The organism is Aureimonas flava (assembly GCF_003583935.1).
GTDB classification, from domain to species: Bacteria; Pseudomonadota; Alphaproteobacteria; order Rhizobiales; family Rhizobiaceae; genus Aureimonas; species Aureimonas flava.
The window spans coordinates 1-16,971 of record NZ_QYRN01000018.1 but is presented as its reverse complement, the minus strand read 5'-3'; the positions used below and the strand labels follow the sequence as shown (position 1 = coordinate 16,971).

Below are 16,971 nucleotides of genomic sequence, written 5' to 3'. Positions count from 1 at the left end.
ACCGAGCCAGGCAGCCAAAACCCCGGATAACCCCAGGACCCTAACCGCTGGCTCAACTTCCCGGCCAATCAACCAAACCTTCCGGTCCAGCCCATCCGCCCCCGGCGCCTCCGCCGTCGTCGTGAAGGCGATATAGAAAACCCCGACGCGAGGGTCAACGGGAAAATCGACCGGGAGGCAAAAATCTCCCCGTGGTCTCTCCTCGCGTCTTCGGCGCCGCTCCCCTATCGCTGCCGGGCGAACCAGCCGAGACCATCGCGCGTCGCGCCGCGCGGCCGGTATTCGCAGCCGAGCCAACCGTCGTATCCCGCCGCGTCCAGCTCCCCGAACAGCCAGGGGTAGTTCACCTCGCCGCCGTCCGGCTCGTGCCGCTCGGGCACCGATGCGATCTGGATGTGGCCGACCGTTTCCTGATGCGCTTCGAACAGGCGCCACAGGTCGCCGTCCATGATCTGCGCATGGTAGAAGTCCATCTGGACCTTGAGGTTGGGCAGGCCGATGTCGGCGACGATCTCGTGCGCCTCGCGCTGGTGGTTCAGGAGATAGCCGGGCATGTCGCGCGTGTTGATGGGCTCGATCAGGAGGGCCATCCCCTCCTCGGCGAGGCGGCTCGCGGCCATGGCGAGGTTGCGGCGATAGAGGTCGAGGGCGCGCTCGCGCTCGGTCGCGGCGGCCAGGAGCCCAGCCATGGCGTGGACGCGCCGGCAGTCGAGCGCCCGCGCATAGGCGATGGCGGTCTCGACGCCCGCCGCAAATTCCCGCTCGCGCCCCGGAAGGCAAGCCAGGCCACGCTCGCCCGCCGCCCAGTCGCCGGGCGGCATGTTGAACAGGACCTGCGTGAGCTCGCTCGCGCGCAGGCGCTCGGCGATGGCGGCTGCGTCCCACTCGTAGGGAAACAGGAACTCGACGCCCGCAAAGCCCGCCGATGCCGCTTCCGCGAACCGGTCGAGAAACGGCACCTCGTTGAACATCATCGTCAGGTTGGCGGCAAAGCGGGGCATGGGAACGTCCTCCGGGATAGGCTTGGGCTACCAGTCGGCGCCGAACGTCTCGCGCAGCGGCTGGATCTCCGCCTCGCCGAGCACCCGGACGGGGCGACCGTGAAGCAGAAGGGCGAGGCGTGCGGTCTCCTCCAGCTCCTCCATCGCGGCACGCGCGAGGGCGAGCGAGCCGGCGGACACCACAGGCCCGTGATTGGCGAGGAGCACGCAGGCCTGGCGCGGCGCGACACGCCCCACCGCCTCGCCCATGGCCGGATCGCCCGGCCGGAAATACGGCAACAGCGGCAGGCGGCCGACGCGCATCACGAAATAGGGGGTGATCGGCGCAATGCAGCTCTCGGCGTCGAGCCCCTCGAGGCAGGACAGGGCGACGGCGTGCGGCGCATGAAGATGCACCACCGCGCCGGTTCCGGGCCGGTTCTCGTAGAAGGCACGGTGCAGCACCAATTCCTTGGTGGGCTTGTCGCCGGACAGGAGGTTGCCGTCCCAGTCGAGCTTGGAGATGCGCTCGGCCACGAGATCGCCGAGCCCGACATTGGTCGGCGTCATCAGCCAGCCGTCGTCGAGCCGCGCGCTGAGATTGCCGGAGGTGCCGGGCGCAAGGCCCAGCGCCCGGAACGCGGCGCCCGTCTGCACCATCTCCTCGCGCAGGCGTGCCTCCTCGCGCGGCATGGTCATGGGAGCAGCTCGAAGGCGCGGGTCATGATGTCGGCGCCGCCGAAATTGCCGGACTTCAACGCCAGCGCGAGCGGCGCGGCCGTGCCGACGCTCTGCGTCCAGGGAACGCCGGGATCGATCGCCGGGCCGATGCGCAGGCCGCTGACGCCGAGGGCGCCGACCACCGCGCCGGAGGTCTCCCCGCCCGCCACCAGGATGCGCCGAACGCCCCGGTCATCGACCAGCCGCCGGGCGACGGCAGCCAGCGCCCGCTCCACCGCCTCGCCCGACGCCGCCGTCCCGAAGCGCGACTGGACCGCGCGCAGCCGCTCCGGCGCCATGCTGGCGTGGATCAGCACCGGCCCGTCGCCAAGGTGCCCGGCGGCGAAAGCCACCAGCGCGTCGACATGGTCGTCGGCATCGTGGAACAGCGCCTCGATGTCCACCGCCATCGCGGGCATGCGCGTCCCGGCATGCTCGATCTGCGCCAGCGTGGCGCGCGAGCAGCTTCCGGCGACCACCAGGGCATGGCCGCCGACCGGGTCGAGATGGGCGGCGTCGCTTCGCGGCTCGAAGCCCGGAAGGGTCGCGGGGATCGTGAGCCCGAGGCCCGAGCCGCCGGTGAGGAGCGTCAGGTCGGCGCTGCCTCGCGCGATCCGCACGAGGTCGTCGTGGCCGAGCGTGTCGCACACCGCGATGCCGACCCCCTCCCGCTTCAGTTCCGCGATGCGGGCGCGAACGCCCGCCGCACCATCGGCCAGTGCGTGGTGACTGACGAGCCCGACGCGGCGGCGCGTCTGCGGCGCCAGCACGCGCGGCAGGAAGGCGTCGCGCATCGGCGTCAGCGGATGGTCCTGCATGCCGCTCTCGTTGAGCAGGACGTCGCCGGCGAAGAGGTAGCCGTTGTAGACCGTGCGCCGGTTGGCCGGCAGCGAGGGCACGGCCAGCGTGAAGTCCGCGCCGAGCGCATCCATCAGCGCGTCGGCGACCGGCCCGATATTGCCGGTGGGCGTCGAATCGAAGGTCGAGCAGTACTTGAAGAAGAAGCGACCGCAGCCCTGGCGCCGCAGCCATTCCAGCGCCGCGAGCGACTGTCCGACGGCTTCCGCCGCCGGGACGGTGCGCGACTTCAGCGACACCACCACGGCGTCGCACTCGGCATCGAGCGGCCCGTCGGGCACGCCGATCGTCTGAACCACGCGCATGCCAGCCGAGACGAGCTGGCTAGCAAGGTCGGTGGCGCCGGTGAAGTCGTCGGCGATGCAGCCGAGGAGCGGGGCGCGCGGCACCGGTCAGGCCTCCCGGTCGCGCCGGGGCAGCGCGACGCCGGGGAAGATCTTGACCACGGCCGCGTCGTCCTCGCGCCCGAGCCCCATGGCCGACGCCTGCGTGAACATCTGCAGCGCCTGCGCGGTCATCGGGAGGGGGAACTTGCGCTGCTGGGCACTGCCGTGGACGAGGCCGAGATCCTTCACGAAGATGTCCACCGCCGAGCGCGGCGCGTAGTCGTCGTCCAGGATGTGGGGCACGCGGTTCTGGAACATCCAGGAATTGCCGGCGCTCGCCGTGATGACCTCGAACAGAGCGTTCGGGTCGCAGCCGCCGCTGATCCCGTAGGCCATGGCCTCGGCGGCCGCCGCGATGTGAACGCCCGCCAGGAGCTGGTTCACGAGCTTCACCTGGCTGCCCGCCCCGATCGACGGCCCGAGGTCGAACACCTTGGCCGCCACCGCGTCGAAGGCCGGGCCGGCCTTGGCGAGGGCCTGCGGATCCCCCGAAGCCATGACCGTGATCTCGCCGCTCGCCGCCTTGGCCGCGCCGCCCGAGATCGGCCCGTCGACGAAGTGGAGCCCTGCGGCGAGGATCGGCTCGGCGAGCGCGCGCACGGCGTCGGGCGCGCAGGTCGCGCATTGCACCACCACCGAGCCCGGCGCCATCGCGGCGACGGCGCCGCCTTCGCCGAGCAGCGCCGCACGCGCCTGTTCGGCGTTGACCACCACGCAGAAGAGGACGTCCGCCGCCGCGCCGACTTCGGCCGGCGAGGCGGCGATCCGGCCGCCCTCAGTGCCGAAGGCCGTGACCGCCACCGGGTTCGGATCGAAGCCCCAGGTCTCGATGCCGGCCCGCACCAGCGAGACCGCCATGCCGAGCCCCATGGAGCCGAGACCGACCACGCCGGCTCGAATGGAATGGGATGTCATCTCGCGGGCCCTCCCCTTGAGCATCGATGCGCCGGGCACGGCGGTCCTCGTGCGAATCGCGGTGCCCGGAACCAGACCCTAGCCGTCGCCCACACTCCTGGCGACACGCGAGCGTGCGGGTGGCGGGCGCGACGCGTCTGCATGGAGGATGCGGGCCTAGCGCCCCGCCACCGGAGGCATGTCCTGGCCCTTCGCGATAGCGCACACCGGCATGCCTCTTCGTCGCGGGGTCGCCGTCCGGGGCGCGGCCTATGGTGGCCGGCGAGGGCTGGAGGCGGTCCGCGAGGAGCTTGCGGTTCCCGATCACAGGCGCCGTTCGTCCGTTCCTCGCACCATTCTCGCATGCCGAGGGCTCACGCGCGCTATCGGCTCGATCTCCCAACTGCCTCCGACGGGTTTCACAGCGGTTTGACCTGGGCGCATGATGTTTTTTTGCCGCTCCGTTCGCGGCTACGGGAGACGCAGGCGGCGCAGGCGCTAGGTTCAACGGGAGACCGAGGTCCGCGAGGGCCCGGCACCGGAGGAGATTGCAAGACGAGCGGCTCGGCTGCGCTGGGAGGCGCGGCGGGTCGCAAGCCCGGCAAGGGGCGTCGAGAGATCCAGAGGGAGGACCCACCGCATGCTGAAAGCTTTCGCCGCCGCGCTCGTCGCCGCCACGTTCCTGACCGGCGCGGCCCGCGCCGAGGAGATCACCATCGCGGTCGGCTCGATCGGTCGCGACGTGGACGAGATGCGCGGCCAGCTCGACGCCTTCCAGAAGGCCACCGGCCACACGGTGCGCATCGTCACCATGCCGGCCTCCTCCACCGACCAGTTCGGCCAGTACCGCCTCTGGCTGTCGGCCGGCAACAAGGACGTGGACGTCTACCGGACCGACGTGATCTGGGCGCCGCAGCTCGCCGCCAACCTCGTGGACCTCACCGAGCCCATGAAGGATGTCGTGGACCAGCACCTGCCGGCGGTGATCCAGTCGCAGACCGTGGACGGCAAGCTCGTCGCCATGCCGCTCTTCGCCGACGCGCCGGCGCTCTACTACCGGAAGGACCTTCTGGAGAAGCACGGCCGCGAGGTGCCCAAGACCTGGGCCGAGCTGGCCGAGACGGCGAAGGTGGTGCAGGACGCCGAGCGCGCGGACGGCAACGCTCAGATGAACGGCTTCGTGTTCCAGGGCGCGGCCTACGAAGGCCTCACCTGCGACGCGCTGGAATGGGTCGCCTCCAACGGCGGGGGCCAAATCGTGTCGCCCGAGGGCGAGATCACGATCAACAACCCGGAGGCGGCCGCAGCGCTCAATCGCGCCAGGAGCTGGGTCGGCACCATCGCACCGCAGGGCGTGCTCGGCTACATGGAGGAGGAATCGCGCGGCGTCTGGCAGACCGGAAACGCGGTGTTCATGCGCAACTGGCCGTATGCCTACCCGCTCAGCGCGTCGGACGACTCCCCCGTCAAGGGCAAGTTCGACGCCGTGCCCCTGCCGGCGGGCGAAAGCGGCGTATCGGCGGCCTGCCTCGGTGGCTGGAACCTCGCGGTGTCGGAGTTCTCCGAGCACAAGGACGTCGCGATCGAGCTCGTGAAGTTCCTGACCTCGGCGGACTCGCAGAAGGCGCGCGCGCTCGGCACCGCGCGCCTGCCCACCATCCCCGCCCTCTACGAGGACCCGGAGATCGCCGAGCGGCAGCCGCTCGTCGCCAAATGGAAGAGCGTCTTCGAGAACGCGACGCCTCGTCCCTCGGCCCCGACCAAGGCGAAGTACAACGAGGTGTCGCAGCAGTTCTGGACGGCGGTCAACAAGACCATGGCCGGCCAGGGCGACGGCGCGACCAACCTGCAGGATCTCGAGCGCCAGCTCCGCCGCCTGAAGCGCAACGCCTGGTAGGGCGCCGCCGCCGGCAAGGCGGCACGAACGACGCCGCGCCCCTCACTTACGAAGGCGCGGCGCCGACCCTCATCCGCTTCTCCCGGCGTCGCGTGGTCCCCACGGCGATGCCCCGGAACCTCCCGTTTCCAGCGAGGCGCTCCCCATGTCCAACGCCCTGCCCGGCGCTCCTCCCACCGAGGCCGCCTTTCGCGCGGAGGTCCGGCCCGCGCGCCGGTCCGCGCTGTCGTCGCAGCGCCGCCGCGCGGCGTGGATGTTCCTCGCGCCGATGCTCCTGGTGCTGGCGCTGGTCGCCGCTTGGCCGCTCGCGCAGACGATCCGCTTCTCCCTCACCGACGCGCGCCTCAGCGATCTCGGCGGCGCCAGCTTCATCGGGTTCGGCAACTACTACGAATGGGTGGACTACGGCGACGGAGACGGCGAGGCCTTCGGCCTGCTCGCCGATCCGGTCTGGTGGCAGGCGGTGTGGAACACGGTGCGCTACACGCTGATCTCGGTGTCGATCGAGACGGTGCTGGGGCTGGTCTTCGCGCTGGTGCTCAACGCGGAGTTCCGCGGCCGGGCCCTGGTGCGGGCCGCGGTGCTGATTCCCTGGGCCATTCCCACCATCGTCTCGGCCAAGATGTGGGCCTGGATGATGAACGACCAGTTCGGCATCCTGAACGACATCCTGGTCACGCTCGGCATCATCGCCGCGCCGATCGCCTGGACCGCTTCGCCCGACACCGCGATGACCGCCGTGATCATCGTGGACGTCTGGAAGACGACGCCGTTCATGGCGCTCCTGATCCTGGCGGGCCTCCAGATGGTGCCGGGCGACGTCTACGAGGCGGCCCGGATCGACGGCGTCAATCCGGTCAAGGTCTTCTTCCGGGTGACGCTGCCATTGATCCGTCCGGCGATCCTGGTCGCGGTGATCTTCCGCGCGCTGGACGCGCTTCGCGTCTTCGACCTGATCTACGTGCTAACCCCGAACAATCCGCAGACCAAGACCATGAGCGTCTACGCGCAGGAGAACCTGTTTCAGTTCGACAACTTCGCCCAAGGCTCGGCCGCCTCGACCATGCTCTTCCTGGTGATCGCGATGATCACGCTGCTCTACATCAAGACGGCGCGCCTCAACCTCGAGGGAGGCAGGTCGTGAGCGCCCGCACCCTCCGGCGCACCGCCGGCCGCGCGGGCTTCTATGCGCTGGTGCTCGCGATCGTCGTGTTCTCGGTGTTCCCGTTCTACTACGCGATCCTGACCAGCCTGAAGACGGGCACCGACCTCTTCCGCATCGACTACCTGCCGCGCGCGGTCACCCTCTCCAACTACGAGGGGGTGCTGACCACCGGCTCGTTCCTGCGCAACGTGGCCAACTCGCTCCTGGTGGCGCTGTCGGTGGTGGTGATCTCCCTGTTCCTGGCGGTGACGGCGGCCTACGCGCTGTCGCGCGTGTCCTTCCGCGGGCGCGGCCTCCTGCTACTGACGATTCTCGGCGTGTCCATGTTCCCGCAGATCGCGGTCCTGGCCGGCCTGTTCGAGATGATCCGCTGGATGGGCCTCTACAACACGCTGTTCTCGCTGATCTTCGCCTACATGATCTTCACCCTGCCCTTCACGGTCTGGGTGCTCACCACCTTCATGCGCGACCTTCCGGTGGAGATCGAGGAAGCGGCGATCGTCGACGGCGCCGGGCCCTTCACCATCGTGCGCCGTGTGTTCCTGCCGCTGATGTGGCCGGCGCTGGTGACCACGGGGCTCCTGGCCTTCATCGCGGCCTGGAACGAGTTCCTGTTCGCGCTCACCTTCGTCGCCAACAACGACACGCGCACCGTGCCCGTCGCCATCGCGCTTCTGTCGGGTGCCTCCGAGCAGGAGACGCCTTGGGGCACGATCATGGCCGCCTCCGTGGTGGTGACGGTGCCGCTGATCGTCCTCGTGCTCGTGTTCCAACGCAAGATCATCTCCGGCCTGACGGCAGGCGGAGTGAAGGGCTGATTCCCATGCTCGACGTCCACACGACCCCAGCGGCGAGCGAGAGCGCGGAAACCTCCGCCGCCGCGCCGGACCGCGACTGGTGGCGCGGCGCGGTGATCTACCAGGTCTATCCGCGATCGTTCCAGGACTCCGACGGCGACGGCGTCGGCGACCTTCCGGGCATCGCGCGCCGCCTGCCCCACGTCGCGGCGCTGGGTGCCGACGCGCTCTGGATCTCGCCCTTCTTCCCCTCGCCGATGGACGATTTCGGCTACGACGTGTCGGACTATCGCGGCGTCGACCCGGTGTTCGGCACGCTGGCGGACTTCGATGCCCTGGTGGCCGAGGCCCATCGGCTGGGGCTCAAGGTGATGATCGACCTCGTCCTGTCGCACTCCTCCGACCAGCATCCGTGGTTCGTGGAAAGCCGGAAGGATCGGACCAACCCCAAGGCGGACTGGTACGTCTGGGCCGATGCCAAGGACGACGGCTCGCCGCCCAACAACTGGATGTCGAACTTCGGCGGCTCGTCCTGGGAATGGGACGCCGGGCGCCAGCAGTACTACCTGCACAACTTCCTGATCTCGCAGCCCGACCTCAACTTCCACAACCCCGCCGTGCAGGACGCGATGCTGGACGTCGTGCGCTTCTGGCTGGACCGGGGGGTCGACGGCTTCCGCCTCGACACGGTGAACTTCTACTTCCACGACGCGGCGCTGCGCGACAACCCGCCGCTCCACCCGGACCACTGGAACGAGCGCACCGCACCGCGCGACCGGCCCTACAACCGGCAGGACCACGTGTTCGACAAGAACCGGCCGGAGAACCTCGGCTTCCTGCGCCGTTTTCGCGCGCTGCTGGATGCCTATCCGGCGGCCGCCGCGGTGGGCGAGGTCGGCGAGCTGATCCGGGGCGTCGAGCTGATGCGCGAATACACGAGCGGCGGCGACCGGCTCCACATGAGCTACGCCTTCGACTTCCTGAACACCGAGCTTCCGGTGATCGACGACATCCGCCCGGTGATCGAGCGGTTCCTCGACGGCGGCACGGACGCCTGGGCCTGCTGGGCCTTCTCCAACCACGACGTGGTGCGCCACGCGACCCGCTGGGCCGAGGGGCAGGAGGACCGCGACGCCGTGCTCCGGCTCGCCGCCGCGCTTCTCCTGTCGCTGCGCGGCTCCGTCTGCCTCTACCAGGGCGAGGAACTCGGCCTGCCGGAAGCCGAGATCGCGTTCGAGGACATCGTGGACCCCTGGGGCAAGCGGTTCTGGCCGACCATCCGGGGGCGGGACGGCTGCCGCACGCCCATGGTGTGGGAGGCGGACGCGCCGAACGGCGGCTTCTCCGACGCTTCGCGCCCCTGGCTTCCGGTGCCGCGCGAGCACCTCGCCCTCGCCGTGGACCGGCAGCGCGGCACGCAGGGCTCTCTGCTCGAAGCCTATCGCCGCCTTCTCCTCTTCCGGCGAGGACACCCGGCGCTGGCGAAGGGCGACATCGCCTTTCGGGATCTCGGCGCGGACTGCCTGGCCTTCACCCGGAGCCGGGATGGGGACACGCTGCTCTGCGTCTTCAACCTGTCGCGGCAGGCCGCCGAGATCGCGCTGCCGGACGACTGGCGCGGCGCGCGCCTCCTGCGGGAGGCCGGCGACCTCGGATCGAGCCTCGAGGGGCCGTGCCTATCGCTCCGGCGGCACGGCGCCGCCTTTCTTCAGCTTCGCTAGACCAGCCCGAGGGAGACAGAAGGATGGCCCATCTCAAGCTCAGCGGCGTGCGCAAGGCCTACGGCTCGGTCGAGGTGCTGCACGGCATCGACCTCGACATCCCGTCGGGCGAGTTCGTCGTGTTCGTCGGCCCGTCGGGCTGCGGCAAGTCGACCCTCCTGCGCACGATCGCGGGGCTCGAGGACATCTCGGGCGGCACGCTCGCGATCGACGAGCGCGTGGTCAACGAGGCGACGCCCAAGGAACGGGGCGTCGCCATGGTGTTCCAGAGCTACGCGCTCTACCCACACATGAGCGTCTACGACAACATGGCCTTCGGCCTGTCCTTGGAGAAGGGTGCCTCCAAGGGCGAGATCGACCGGCGCGTGCGCGAGGCGGCGCGGATCCTGCAGATCGAGCCCTATCTCGACCGCCTGCCCAAGGCCCTGTCCGGGGGCCAGCGCCAGCGGGTCGCCATCGGCCGCGCCATCACGCGCGATCCCAAGGTGTTCCTGTTCGACGAGCCGCTGTCCAACCTCGACGCCGCGCTCCGCGTGCAGACCCGCATCGAGATCGCCCGCCTGCACGAGCGGATGTCCGGCACGACCATGATCTACGTCACCCACGACCAGGTGGAGGCGATGACGCTGGCCGACCGGATCGTGGTGCTGAACAAGGGTCACGTCGAGCAGGTCGGCACCCCGCTGGAGCTCTACAACGACCCGGACAACCTCTTCGTCGCCCGCTTCATCGGCTCGCCGGCGATGAACGTCCTGCCGCTCTCCTCGAGCCCTGGCGGCGCCGCGCTCCGGGGCGGCGCGCCGCTCCCCGTCGCGTTGCCGGCGAACGTGGAGGGCGAGGCGCATCTCGGCGTGCGCCCGGAAGACCTCTCGATCGCCCAGGCGGGCGAGCCGATCCTGGTGGAAGGCGAGGTGACGCTGGTGGAGGATCTCGGCGAGGTGACGCTGGCCTATGTCGACATCGGGATGGAGGACGAGCCCGTGGTGGCCAAGCTGCCGGGCAGCGTCGCCCTGCGGCGCGGCGAGCGGGTGCGCCTGACGGCGCAGCCGGGCAGGCTGCGCTTCTTCGGCTCGGACGGCCAGGCGATCCGGCCGGCCTCCGCGCCGCTGCCGAGGGCCGCCGCCGGCTGAGCGTCGGCCGAAGGTCACTGGGACCCGGGGCGGGCAGGACGACGGCCTGAGGACGCCCGCGACGCGGTAATGCCGCAGCCGGTCGAGACGCGGGAGCCGTGCCGCCCAAGACCGCCACCTTCCGCCTGCGACCGCACAACCCAGACGCCGGTGTCGCGCCGCCGCTTGCCGGACGCACCGCGGCCTGAACGCACCGACGCCCGGAGGGCAGCGAGCGGCAAGGCCCGCCGCCCTCCGGGCTTGCGTTCCGCGCGCCGAGCGGCCTCAGCAGCGCGCCAGTTGCGCGGCATAGCGCCGTGCCATGTCCTGCGCTCGCTTGGCGCCCCGCAACGCCTCCGGCCGGCTTCGCCAGACGCCGCGCGTGTAGCCGGCATGGCCGGAATGGTAGGCGAGATACAGGCGATAGGCGTCGCTCTTGTCGATGCCGAGCCGGCGGTTCGAATCGGCGTGGTACCAGCCGATGAAGCGGATCGCGTCGGCGAAGTCGTTGCGCCGGTCGCTGTGCCGCCCGGTCCGGCGCTGGTAGTCGCCCCAGGTCCCGTCGAGGACCTGGGCATAGCCGTAGGCGGTCGAGATGCGCCTGCCGGGGATGAAGCCGAGGATCCATCGCCTCGGCGGCCGCGCCCGCGCCTCGAAGTTCGATTCCGCCTGGATGGTCGCCATCAGCACATGGACCGGCACGCCGGTTTCGGCCGAGACGCGCCGCGCATCCCGTCGCCAGTCCGCCAGCAGTCCGTCTCGCTGGCTGAAGATGGCGCAGGCATTGCCGGTGCTTTTCGGTGGCGAGGCGCAGCCAGCCAGAAGCGCCACGGCCAAAACGGAAGGGATCGCAACAACGCGCATGACCTGTCCCCCTTTCGCGGGGGACGCTAAGGCGCGCCTGTTAATGGAGCGTTATCCCTTCCCAATCCCTTCCGCCGCACCTCAACGAAGCGGCGGCTGGCCGTTGGAGGCCGAAAGGCCACCGTCCACGGCCAGGTTGACGCCGGTCACGAACCGCGCGTCCTCGCTCGCCAGGAAGGCGATCGGACCGGCGATGTCGTCCGGCTGCGCGCCCCGGCCCATCGGGATGCGCGTCTCGAACTCCGCGATCAGATCGGGTTGCTCCTGCATGCCGGCGGTGAGGCCCGTATAGGTCAGCGACGGGTTCACCGCGTTGACCCGCACGCCGTGCTTGGCCTCGTCCAGGCTGAGCGCGCGTGTGAAGTTCGTGACCGCGCCCTTGGCCGCGCAGTAGAAGCTGTGGTTCCAGTCGCCGCCGAGCCCCGAGACCGACGACACGTTGACGATCGATCCGCGCGCCGCGCGCAAGGGCGCGATGGCCGCCCGGCTCATCTGGACCACGCCGTAGACGTCGCTCTCGATCACGGTCGTGAAGGCCGAGAAGTCGCCCTCGTCCAGCTTTCCGAGGTGATCGACGCCCGCGTTGTTGACGAGGACGTCGAGCCGCCCGAACCGCTCCAGCGCGCGGGCGACGATCGCCTCGCAATCCGCCATGCGGGACACGTCGCCCGCCACCGTCTCGACCGGCGTGCCCGAGAGGCTCGCGGCAAGAGCCTCCAGCCCTTCCGCGTTGCGGTCGTTGAGAACCAGCGACGCCCCTTCCGCGGCGAACCGCCGGGCCGCGCCCTCGCCGATGCCCGATGCCGCTCCCGTGACGACGACGACCTTGTCCGTGAACCGTGCCATGCCGATGAATCGCTTGCCCTTCGCGCGGGCGGCCCGTCGCCGCCCCTCCTGCAGCGGGAAGGCGTGAGACGGCGCCGGGTTGCATCCGCGACCATCCCCCGCAGGCGGTGCAACGCTGCCCTGCATGCGCGAGATAGCGAGGGGCCGCAGGGCAGGCATGCGGACTTTGCGCTCCTGCTCGCGTGCCGCGCGGCCTATGGTCCGCATGTCGAAAGAAACAAGCGAACGACGCGGCCACCACCGACGAGAGGCCGCAAGGAAAGGATCACATCATGCGCTTCGCCAACGCCCTCCGCGCCTTCCGCAAGGCTCGCGAAACCGCCACCGAGTTGAACAGGCTGTCCAACCGCGAGCTGGCCGATCTCGGCATCGCCCGCGCGGACATCCCGGCTCTGGCCCGCCAGGCCAGCCGCTAAGAGTTTCCAAGGTTTCGCGACGGCCACTCTCCTCCCAACGGCCGTAGCGGATCGAAGTCCGCGATCCTCCTCCCACGCGGACTTTACCCATGACGCCCTGCCGGTCCTCCCCCGGCAGGGCGTTTTGCGTTTCGGGTTCCTCGCGCCTTCGGAGGTCTCGCGCTGCAGCGCGCCTCTGCCCTCCGCGCTCCGGTTCAGTCCGTCGGGAGCGCCGCCGACTGCAGTCCGATCAGAAGGTCGCGAATGGCCGCCGGCTGCACCGTGAGGGCGACGGCATCGCCCGATCCGGTCATGCCGAAGACGGCGATGGTACCGTCGCGATGAGGCTCGACGCGCTCGACACGGGCCAGGGAGACGCTCCTGAAGCGACGATCCTGCATCATTCCACTCCCCGTCCAAGCCGTTCGCGGCGCTTGCCCGAGACGCTCGGACACGGCCGCACGCCGCCGGCCGCTCGCGGATCACGCCGCCCGGCCTCGTTTCCGAACTATTCCCAATCGGCCGTTAAGGCCGCGTTGCTCCGCAACGGGACCGCCGACCTGACCCGGCCCCTGCGCGGGCCGAGGACAATCATGTGCGTGGGAAGCGGTGGGACGATACGGCCCGACCCGATCGACGGGGCGGCCGCGTTCGCGGCGCCGCAACCAGCGCCGCGCTCAAGGCAGCGATCGATCGCGAGAGCGTCGCATCATAGCTGAAGAGAGAATGGTGGGTGATGTAGGGATCGAACCTACGACCCGCTGATTAAGAGTCAGCTGCTCTACCAACTGAGCTAATCACCCGGAACGCTCCGGCGCCTCGGCGCCTCGCGTCTGAGGGGCTTCTAGTCGAACTGGCCGGCGGTGTCCAGAGGCAAATGGCGGTGTTTTTCGCGGTGCGTCAGGATCGTGTCCAGGACAGGCACGCGACGAGCGCGGCGGGGAGCGGGCGCGGGTGGATGCGCAGCTCGTCCATGCCGGCGGACGTCGGGGCATCGGTGCTGCCGGCCTCGCCGGCCCCCTCGGCGGCGTCGATGAAATGGATGCCCGCGAAGCTGTCGCGACGATACACGAGCTTGGCGGAGCGCACCGTCTCGTCCTCGCCGATGCGGATCTCGAAGAGCTTGGGCAGCGGAACCGCCGGATCGATCGTCAGGAGCGCGCCCGTGGCCGAGATGTTGCGAACCGTGCAGTCGAAGGTGGAATAGCGGTTGTTGAAGAGGATCTTGCCGCGCTTGAGGATGCGGGTGCGCGGCGCGACGCGGCGCTCGTTGTCATCGGAAGCGGGGTGGGACACGGCGACCATGAGACCCTCTCGTCGTTCGCATGGCCGGACCATCGCGCCGAAAGGTTAGCATCGATTGAATCCGCGCCGTCGGAAGCGGTGCGGGAGGGCCGGGTCGCGCCCGGCCCTCCCGTCCTTCGTTAGTTGCGGGCCTTGTCGACGAGCTGGTTCTTCGCGATCCAGGGCATCATGCCGCGCAGCTTGGCGCCCACCTCCTCGATCTGGTGCGAGTCGTTGACGCGGCGGATGCCCTTGAAGCGGGCCGCGCCGGAGCGGTACTCCTGCATCCAGTCCGAGGTGAACTTGCCGGTCTGGATGTCCTTCAGCACCCGGCGCATCTCCGCCTTGGTCTCGTCGGTGATGATGCGCGGGCCGGTGACGTACTCGCCCCACTCGGCCGTGTTGGAGATCGAGTAGTTCATGTTGGCGATGCCGCCCTCGTAGATCAGGTCCACGATCAGCTTCACCTCGTGGAGGCACTCGAAGTAGGCCATCTCCGGCGCGTAGCCAGCTTCCACCAGCGTCTCGAAGCCGGCGCGGATGAGTTCCACGAGGCCGCCGCACAGGACGACCTGCTCGCCGAACAGGTCGGTCTCGCACTCTTCCTTGAAGTTGGTCTCGATGATGCCCGAACGCCCGCCGCCGACGCCGCAGGCATAGGACAGCGCGAGGTCCAGCGCGTTGCCCGAGGCGTCCTGGTGCACCGCCACGAGGCAGGGCACGCCGCCGCCCTTCTGGTATTCGCCGCGCACCGTGTGGCCGGGCCCCTTGGGGGCGATCATCACGACGTCGACGCTCGACTTCGGCTCGATCAAGCCGAAGTGGACGTTCAGGCCATGGGCGAAGGCGATCGCCGCGCCATCGCGGATGTTGGCCTCGATGTCGGCCTTGTAGATGTCCGCCTGGAGCTCGTCCGGGGTCGCCATCATCAGGAGGTCGGCCCACTTGGCCGCCTCGGCGACCGTCATCACCTTGAAGCCGTCGGCCTCGGCCTTCTTGATCGTGGGCGAGCCGGCCTTCAGCGCGATCGCCACGTTGGCGGCGCCCGAATCCTTGAGGTTCAGCGCATGGGCGCGACCCTGGCTGCCGTAGCCGACGATCGCCACGTTCTTGGACTTGACGAGGTTCAGATCGGCATCGCGATCGTAGTAGACGCGCATCGGGGCGTTTCCTTCCTGTTGGCCCGGCGTCAGGCGCCGGATGGGGTTCGACGGGCGTCGGGGCCCGCCTGTTCGCTCGTCCCGAAGAGGACGAAGAATTGCCGCGCGGCGGCGCGCGCCGCGCGCTCGATCTCCGCGGGACCGGGCGCCGGCCGGTCGCCGAGGAGGAGCCGGATTTGCGTATCGCGCACGGTGAGGCCGAAGAAGGTCGAGAAGGCCTGGTCCGTGTCGGTGAAGGCGAGCAGCCCCGCCCGGCGTCCGGCCTCCAGAACCTGCCCGAGCCGCCGACGCATGGCGGCCGGACCGTTCTCGAGGACGATCGCGCCGAGGTCGCGCCGTTCCGAGCCCGCATGCCCCACCGCCAGCCGGTTGAGCGCGATGGACGTATCGCCCGACAGAACCGTCAGCCAGTCGGCGGCGAAGCCGAACAGGCTGGCCTCGAGTCGCGTGCGGTCCAGCGTCTGCGGGTCGAGCGGCACGGCACGCACCTTGGAGGCCTGCCACTGCACGGTGGCGGTGAGGAGCCCGTCCCGCCCCCCGAACCACTTGTAGAGCGTTTCCTTGGAGCAGCGCGCGCGGCGGGCGACGGCGGTCATCGTCAGGCTCTCGTCGTCCGACACGAGCAGCGCCAGCGCCGCGTCGAGGACTTCGCCCTGGCGCTTCGTCATCGGCCGTCCGTCGATCTCAACCGTCCCGTTCAACCGCGCCCCTCGCCCGTCTTCCGGTTTCGGCACACCGTTGCGTACCGTACGTTACGGTACGGCGTTTATCGCCGGCGCGACGCTTTGGCAAGCGGGCATCGAGCAGACGGCGGCGACGGGGCGGCGGCCGGAGGGGTGCTTCGCGCGGACCCTGCGTCCGCAGCCCGCACGGCCGCGATGTCTTCGGTCCTGTATCACCAATCTTAATGAGTTTTGGATAGGTGTCCCTGAAGCGGCATCGCCCGTTGTCACCCCATCAGCCAGGCCACCATGTTGAAGAATCTGAAAATCTCGGCCAAGATCCTCGCGATCATCATCTGCGTCAGCCTGGTCGGCCTGCTGCTCGCGGGTTTCGGCGCCGTCAAGATGGCGGGCATCGACGACAACTATTCGTCGCTCGTGCTGACGAAGTCCCCGGCCGTGGTCAAGCTCGTGCGCACGGGGCGCAACGTCACCGACGCCGCCTACTCGGCCTACCAGGTCCTCGCCTATGACGGCGCCAGCGATATCGCCAAGGACAAGGCCGCCAATTTCGCCAATCAGATGAAGGCCGCGGGTGCGAGTCTGGCGGAGGCACGCGCCGGCATCGGTGGCCACGAGGCAGCCTTGTCGGACATGGCGAAGGGCATCGGCCTCATCGAAAGTCAGGGACAGGTCGCGGTCGCGCTCGGGCTGCAGGACCGCTCCGACGAGGCGGTGGCCGCGCTGAGCGACATGGACCGCTCGGTCGACGCCTTCATCAAGACCTATCAGGCGCTTCGCGACCAGGTCCTCGCGGAGGTCGCCTCCGAGTCACAGTCGCTGACGGACCAGACCTGGACGACGATCTACACGATGATCGGCTTTTCGCTCGCCGGCCTGGTGTTCGGCATCGTCGGCGCGACGCTGATCGCCGCCAAGGGCATCACCGGGCCGCTGTCGCGCCTCAGCGGCCGGATGCAGCGCCTGGCGTCGGGCGAACTCGAGGCGCCGATCGTGGGTGTCGAGCGCGGCGACGAGATCGGCGCCATGGCGCGCGCCATGCAGGTGTTCAAGGAAGCGGCGCTGGACAAGCGTCGCATCGAGATCGAAGCGGAGGAGTCGCGTCGGTCGCAGGCGGCGAGCCGGGATCGTCAGTCTGCGCTGGACACGGCGAAGGCGGAGGATCTTCGGGCGTTCGTGGCGCAGGTTGAGATGGGGTTCACGCGTCTGGCG

At 69.7% G+C, this 16,971-nt stretch carries 17 protein-coding genes and 1 tRNA gene; 7 read left to right on the top strand and 11 right to left on the bottom strand.

All coding sequences use genetic code 11. The features are described 5' to 3' along the window. Nucleotides 1-224 precede the first annotated feature (224 nt). Genes otnI through ltnD form a run of 4 tightly spaced genes read right to left on the bottom strand, consistent with a single transcriptional unit; the run spans nucleotide 225 to nucleotide 3,859 of the window. Nucleotides 225-1,001 (bottom strand): 2-oxo-tetronate isomerase, encoded by a 777-nt coding sequence (otnI, locus tag D3218_RS19270; RefSeq protein ID WP_119541704.1) that lies wholly within the window; start codon nucleotides 999-1,001, stop codon nucleotides 225-227. A 27-nt stretch (nucleotides 1,002-1,028) separates the two neighbouring features. Next, nucleotides 1,029-1,679: a 3-oxo-tetronate 4-phosphate decarboxylase gene (gene otnC / locus D3218_RS19265; RefSeq protein ID WP_245415129.1), complete on the bottom strand. Its 651-nt coding sequence runs from the start codon at nucleotides 1,677-1,679 to the stop codon at nucleotides 1,029-1,031. Then, a complete protein-coding gene (gene otnK / locus D3218_RS19260; RefSeq protein ID WP_210209717.1) occupies nucleotides 1,676-2,947 on the bottom strand; it encodes a 3-oxo-tetronate kinase in 1,272 nt (423 codons plus the stop codon). Before otnK ends, otnC begins: the two co-directional genes overlap by 4 nt. Before the next feature lie 3 nt (nucleotides 2,948-2,950). After that, nucleotides 2,951-3,859, bottom strand: coding sequence for an L-threonate dehydrogenase (gene ltnD, locus D3218_RS19255; protein WP_119541703.1), 909 nt, complete (start codon nucleotides 3,857-3,859; stop codon nucleotides 2,951-2,953). 619 nt (nucleotides 3,860-4,478) lie between these two features. On the opposite strand from ltnD, the gene D3218_RS19250 reads away from it, so the two are divergent. From D3218_RS19250 to D3218_RS19230, 5 genes are all read left to right on the top strand, one after another. Continuing rightward, nucleotides 4,479-5,735 carry an ABC transporter substrate-binding protein gene (locus D3218_RS19250; RefSeq protein ID WP_119541702.1) on the top strand — a complete coding sequence of 419 codons (1,257 nt, stop codon included), beginning with the start codon at nucleotides 4,479-4,481 and terminating at the stop codon, nucleotides 5,733-5,735. Between the two features lie 145 nt (nucleotides 5,736-5,880). After that, nucleotides 5,881-6,879 carry a carbohydrate ABC transporter permease gene (locus D3218_RS19245; protein WP_119541701.1) on the top strand — a complete coding sequence of 333 codons (999 nt, stop codon included), beginning with the start codon at nucleotides 5,881-5,883 and terminating at the stop codon, nucleotides 6,877-6,879. Next, nucleotides 6,876-7,718: a carbohydrate ABC transporter permease gene (locus tag D3218_RS19240; protein ID WP_119541700.1), complete on the top strand. Its 843-nt coding sequence runs from the start codon at nucleotides 6,876-6,878 to the stop codon at nucleotides 7,716-7,718. The genes D3218_RS19245 and D3218_RS19240 overlap by 4 nt, the downstream gene beginning before the upstream one ends. Before the next feature lie 5 nt (nucleotides 7,719-7,723). Next, a complete protein-coding gene (locus D3218_RS19235; protein WP_119541699.1) occupies nucleotides 7,724-9,418 on the top strand; it encodes an alpha-glucosidase in 1,695 nt (564 codons plus the stop codon). Between the two features lie 23 nt (nucleotides 9,419-9,441). Then, nucleotides 9,442-10,548: an ABC transporter ATP-binding protein gene (locus tag D3218_RS19230; protein ID WP_119541698.1), complete on the top strand. Its 1,107-nt coding sequence runs from the start codon at nucleotides 9,442-9,444 to the stop codon at nucleotides 10,546-10,548. 264 nt (nucleotides 10,549-10,812) lie between these two features. On the opposite strand, the gene D3218_RS19225 is transcribed toward D3218_RS19230, so the two are convergent. Both D3218_RS19225 and budC read right to left on the bottom strand, forming a co-directional pair. Continuing rightward, on the bottom strand, nucleotides 10,813-11,391 hold the full coding sequence (locus D3218_RS19225; protein WP_119541697.1) for a transglycosylase SLT domain-containing protein: 579 nt from the start codon (nucleotides 11,389-11,391) through the stop codon (nucleotides 10,813-10,815). 81 nt (nucleotides 11,392-11,472) lie between these two features. Further along, nucleotides 11,473-12,237 (bottom strand): meso-2,3-butanediol dehydrogenase, encoded by a 765-nt coding sequence (gene budC, locus D3218_RS19220; protein WP_168990608.1) that lies wholly within the window; start codon nucleotides 12,235-12,237, stop codon nucleotides 11,473-11,475. A 272-nt stretch (nucleotides 12,238-12,509) separates the two neighbouring features. Here budC and D3218_RS19215 point away from each other — a divergent pair, with 272 nt between their 5' ends. Next, nucleotides 12,510-12,653, top strand: a complete 144-nt coding sequence (locus D3218_RS19215) for a DUF1127 domain-containing protein (RefSeq protein ID WP_119541696.1) — start codon at nucleotides 12,510-12,512, stop codon at nucleotides 12,651-12,653. Nucleotides 12,654-12,847: 194 nt separating this feature from the next. Here D3218_RS19215 and D3218_RS19210 read toward each other — a convergent pair whose 3' ends face one another. From D3218_RS19210 to D3218_RS19190, 5 genes are all read right to left on the bottom strand, one after another. Further along, a complete protein-coding gene (locus D3218_RS19210; protein ID WP_119541695.1) occupies nucleotides 12,848-13,036 on the bottom strand; it encodes a hypothetical protein in 189 nt (62 codons plus the stop codon). 323 nt (nucleotides 13,037-13,359) lie between these two features. Continuing rightward, nucleotides 13,360-13,435, bottom strand: a tRNA-Lys gene (locus D3218_RS19205). 97 nt (nucleotides 13,436-13,532) lie between these two features. Then, complete coding sequence (locus D3218_RS19200) at nucleotides 13,533-13,937, bottom strand: PilZ domain-containing protein (RefSeq protein ID WP_168990607.1); 405 nt, start codon at nucleotides 13,935-13,937, stop codon at nucleotides 13,533-13,535. A 119-nt stretch (nucleotides 13,938-14,056) separates the two neighbouring features. After that, nucleotides 14,057-15,076 (bottom strand): ketol-acid reductoisomerase, encoded by a 1,020-nt coding sequence (gene ilvC, locus D3218_RS19195; protein WP_119541693.1) that lies wholly within the window; start codon nucleotides 15,074-15,076, stop codon nucleotides 14,057-14,059. Nucleotides 15,077-15,105: 29 nt separating this feature from the next. Then, nucleotides 15,106-15,744: a TetR/AcrR family transcriptional regulator C-terminal domain-containing protein gene (locus D3218_RS19190; protein ID WP_119541705.1), complete on the bottom strand. Its 639-nt coding sequence runs from the start codon at nucleotides 15,742-15,744 to the stop codon at nucleotides 15,106-15,108. A gap of 303 nt (nucleotides 15,745-16,047) precedes the next feature. On the opposite strand from D3218_RS19190, the gene D3218_RS19185 reads away from it, so the two are divergent. Continuing rightward, the coding region (locus D3218_RS19185) for a HAMP domain-containing protein (protein ID WP_119541692.1) at nucleotides 16,048-16,971 on the top strand (924 nt) is incomplete at its 3' end.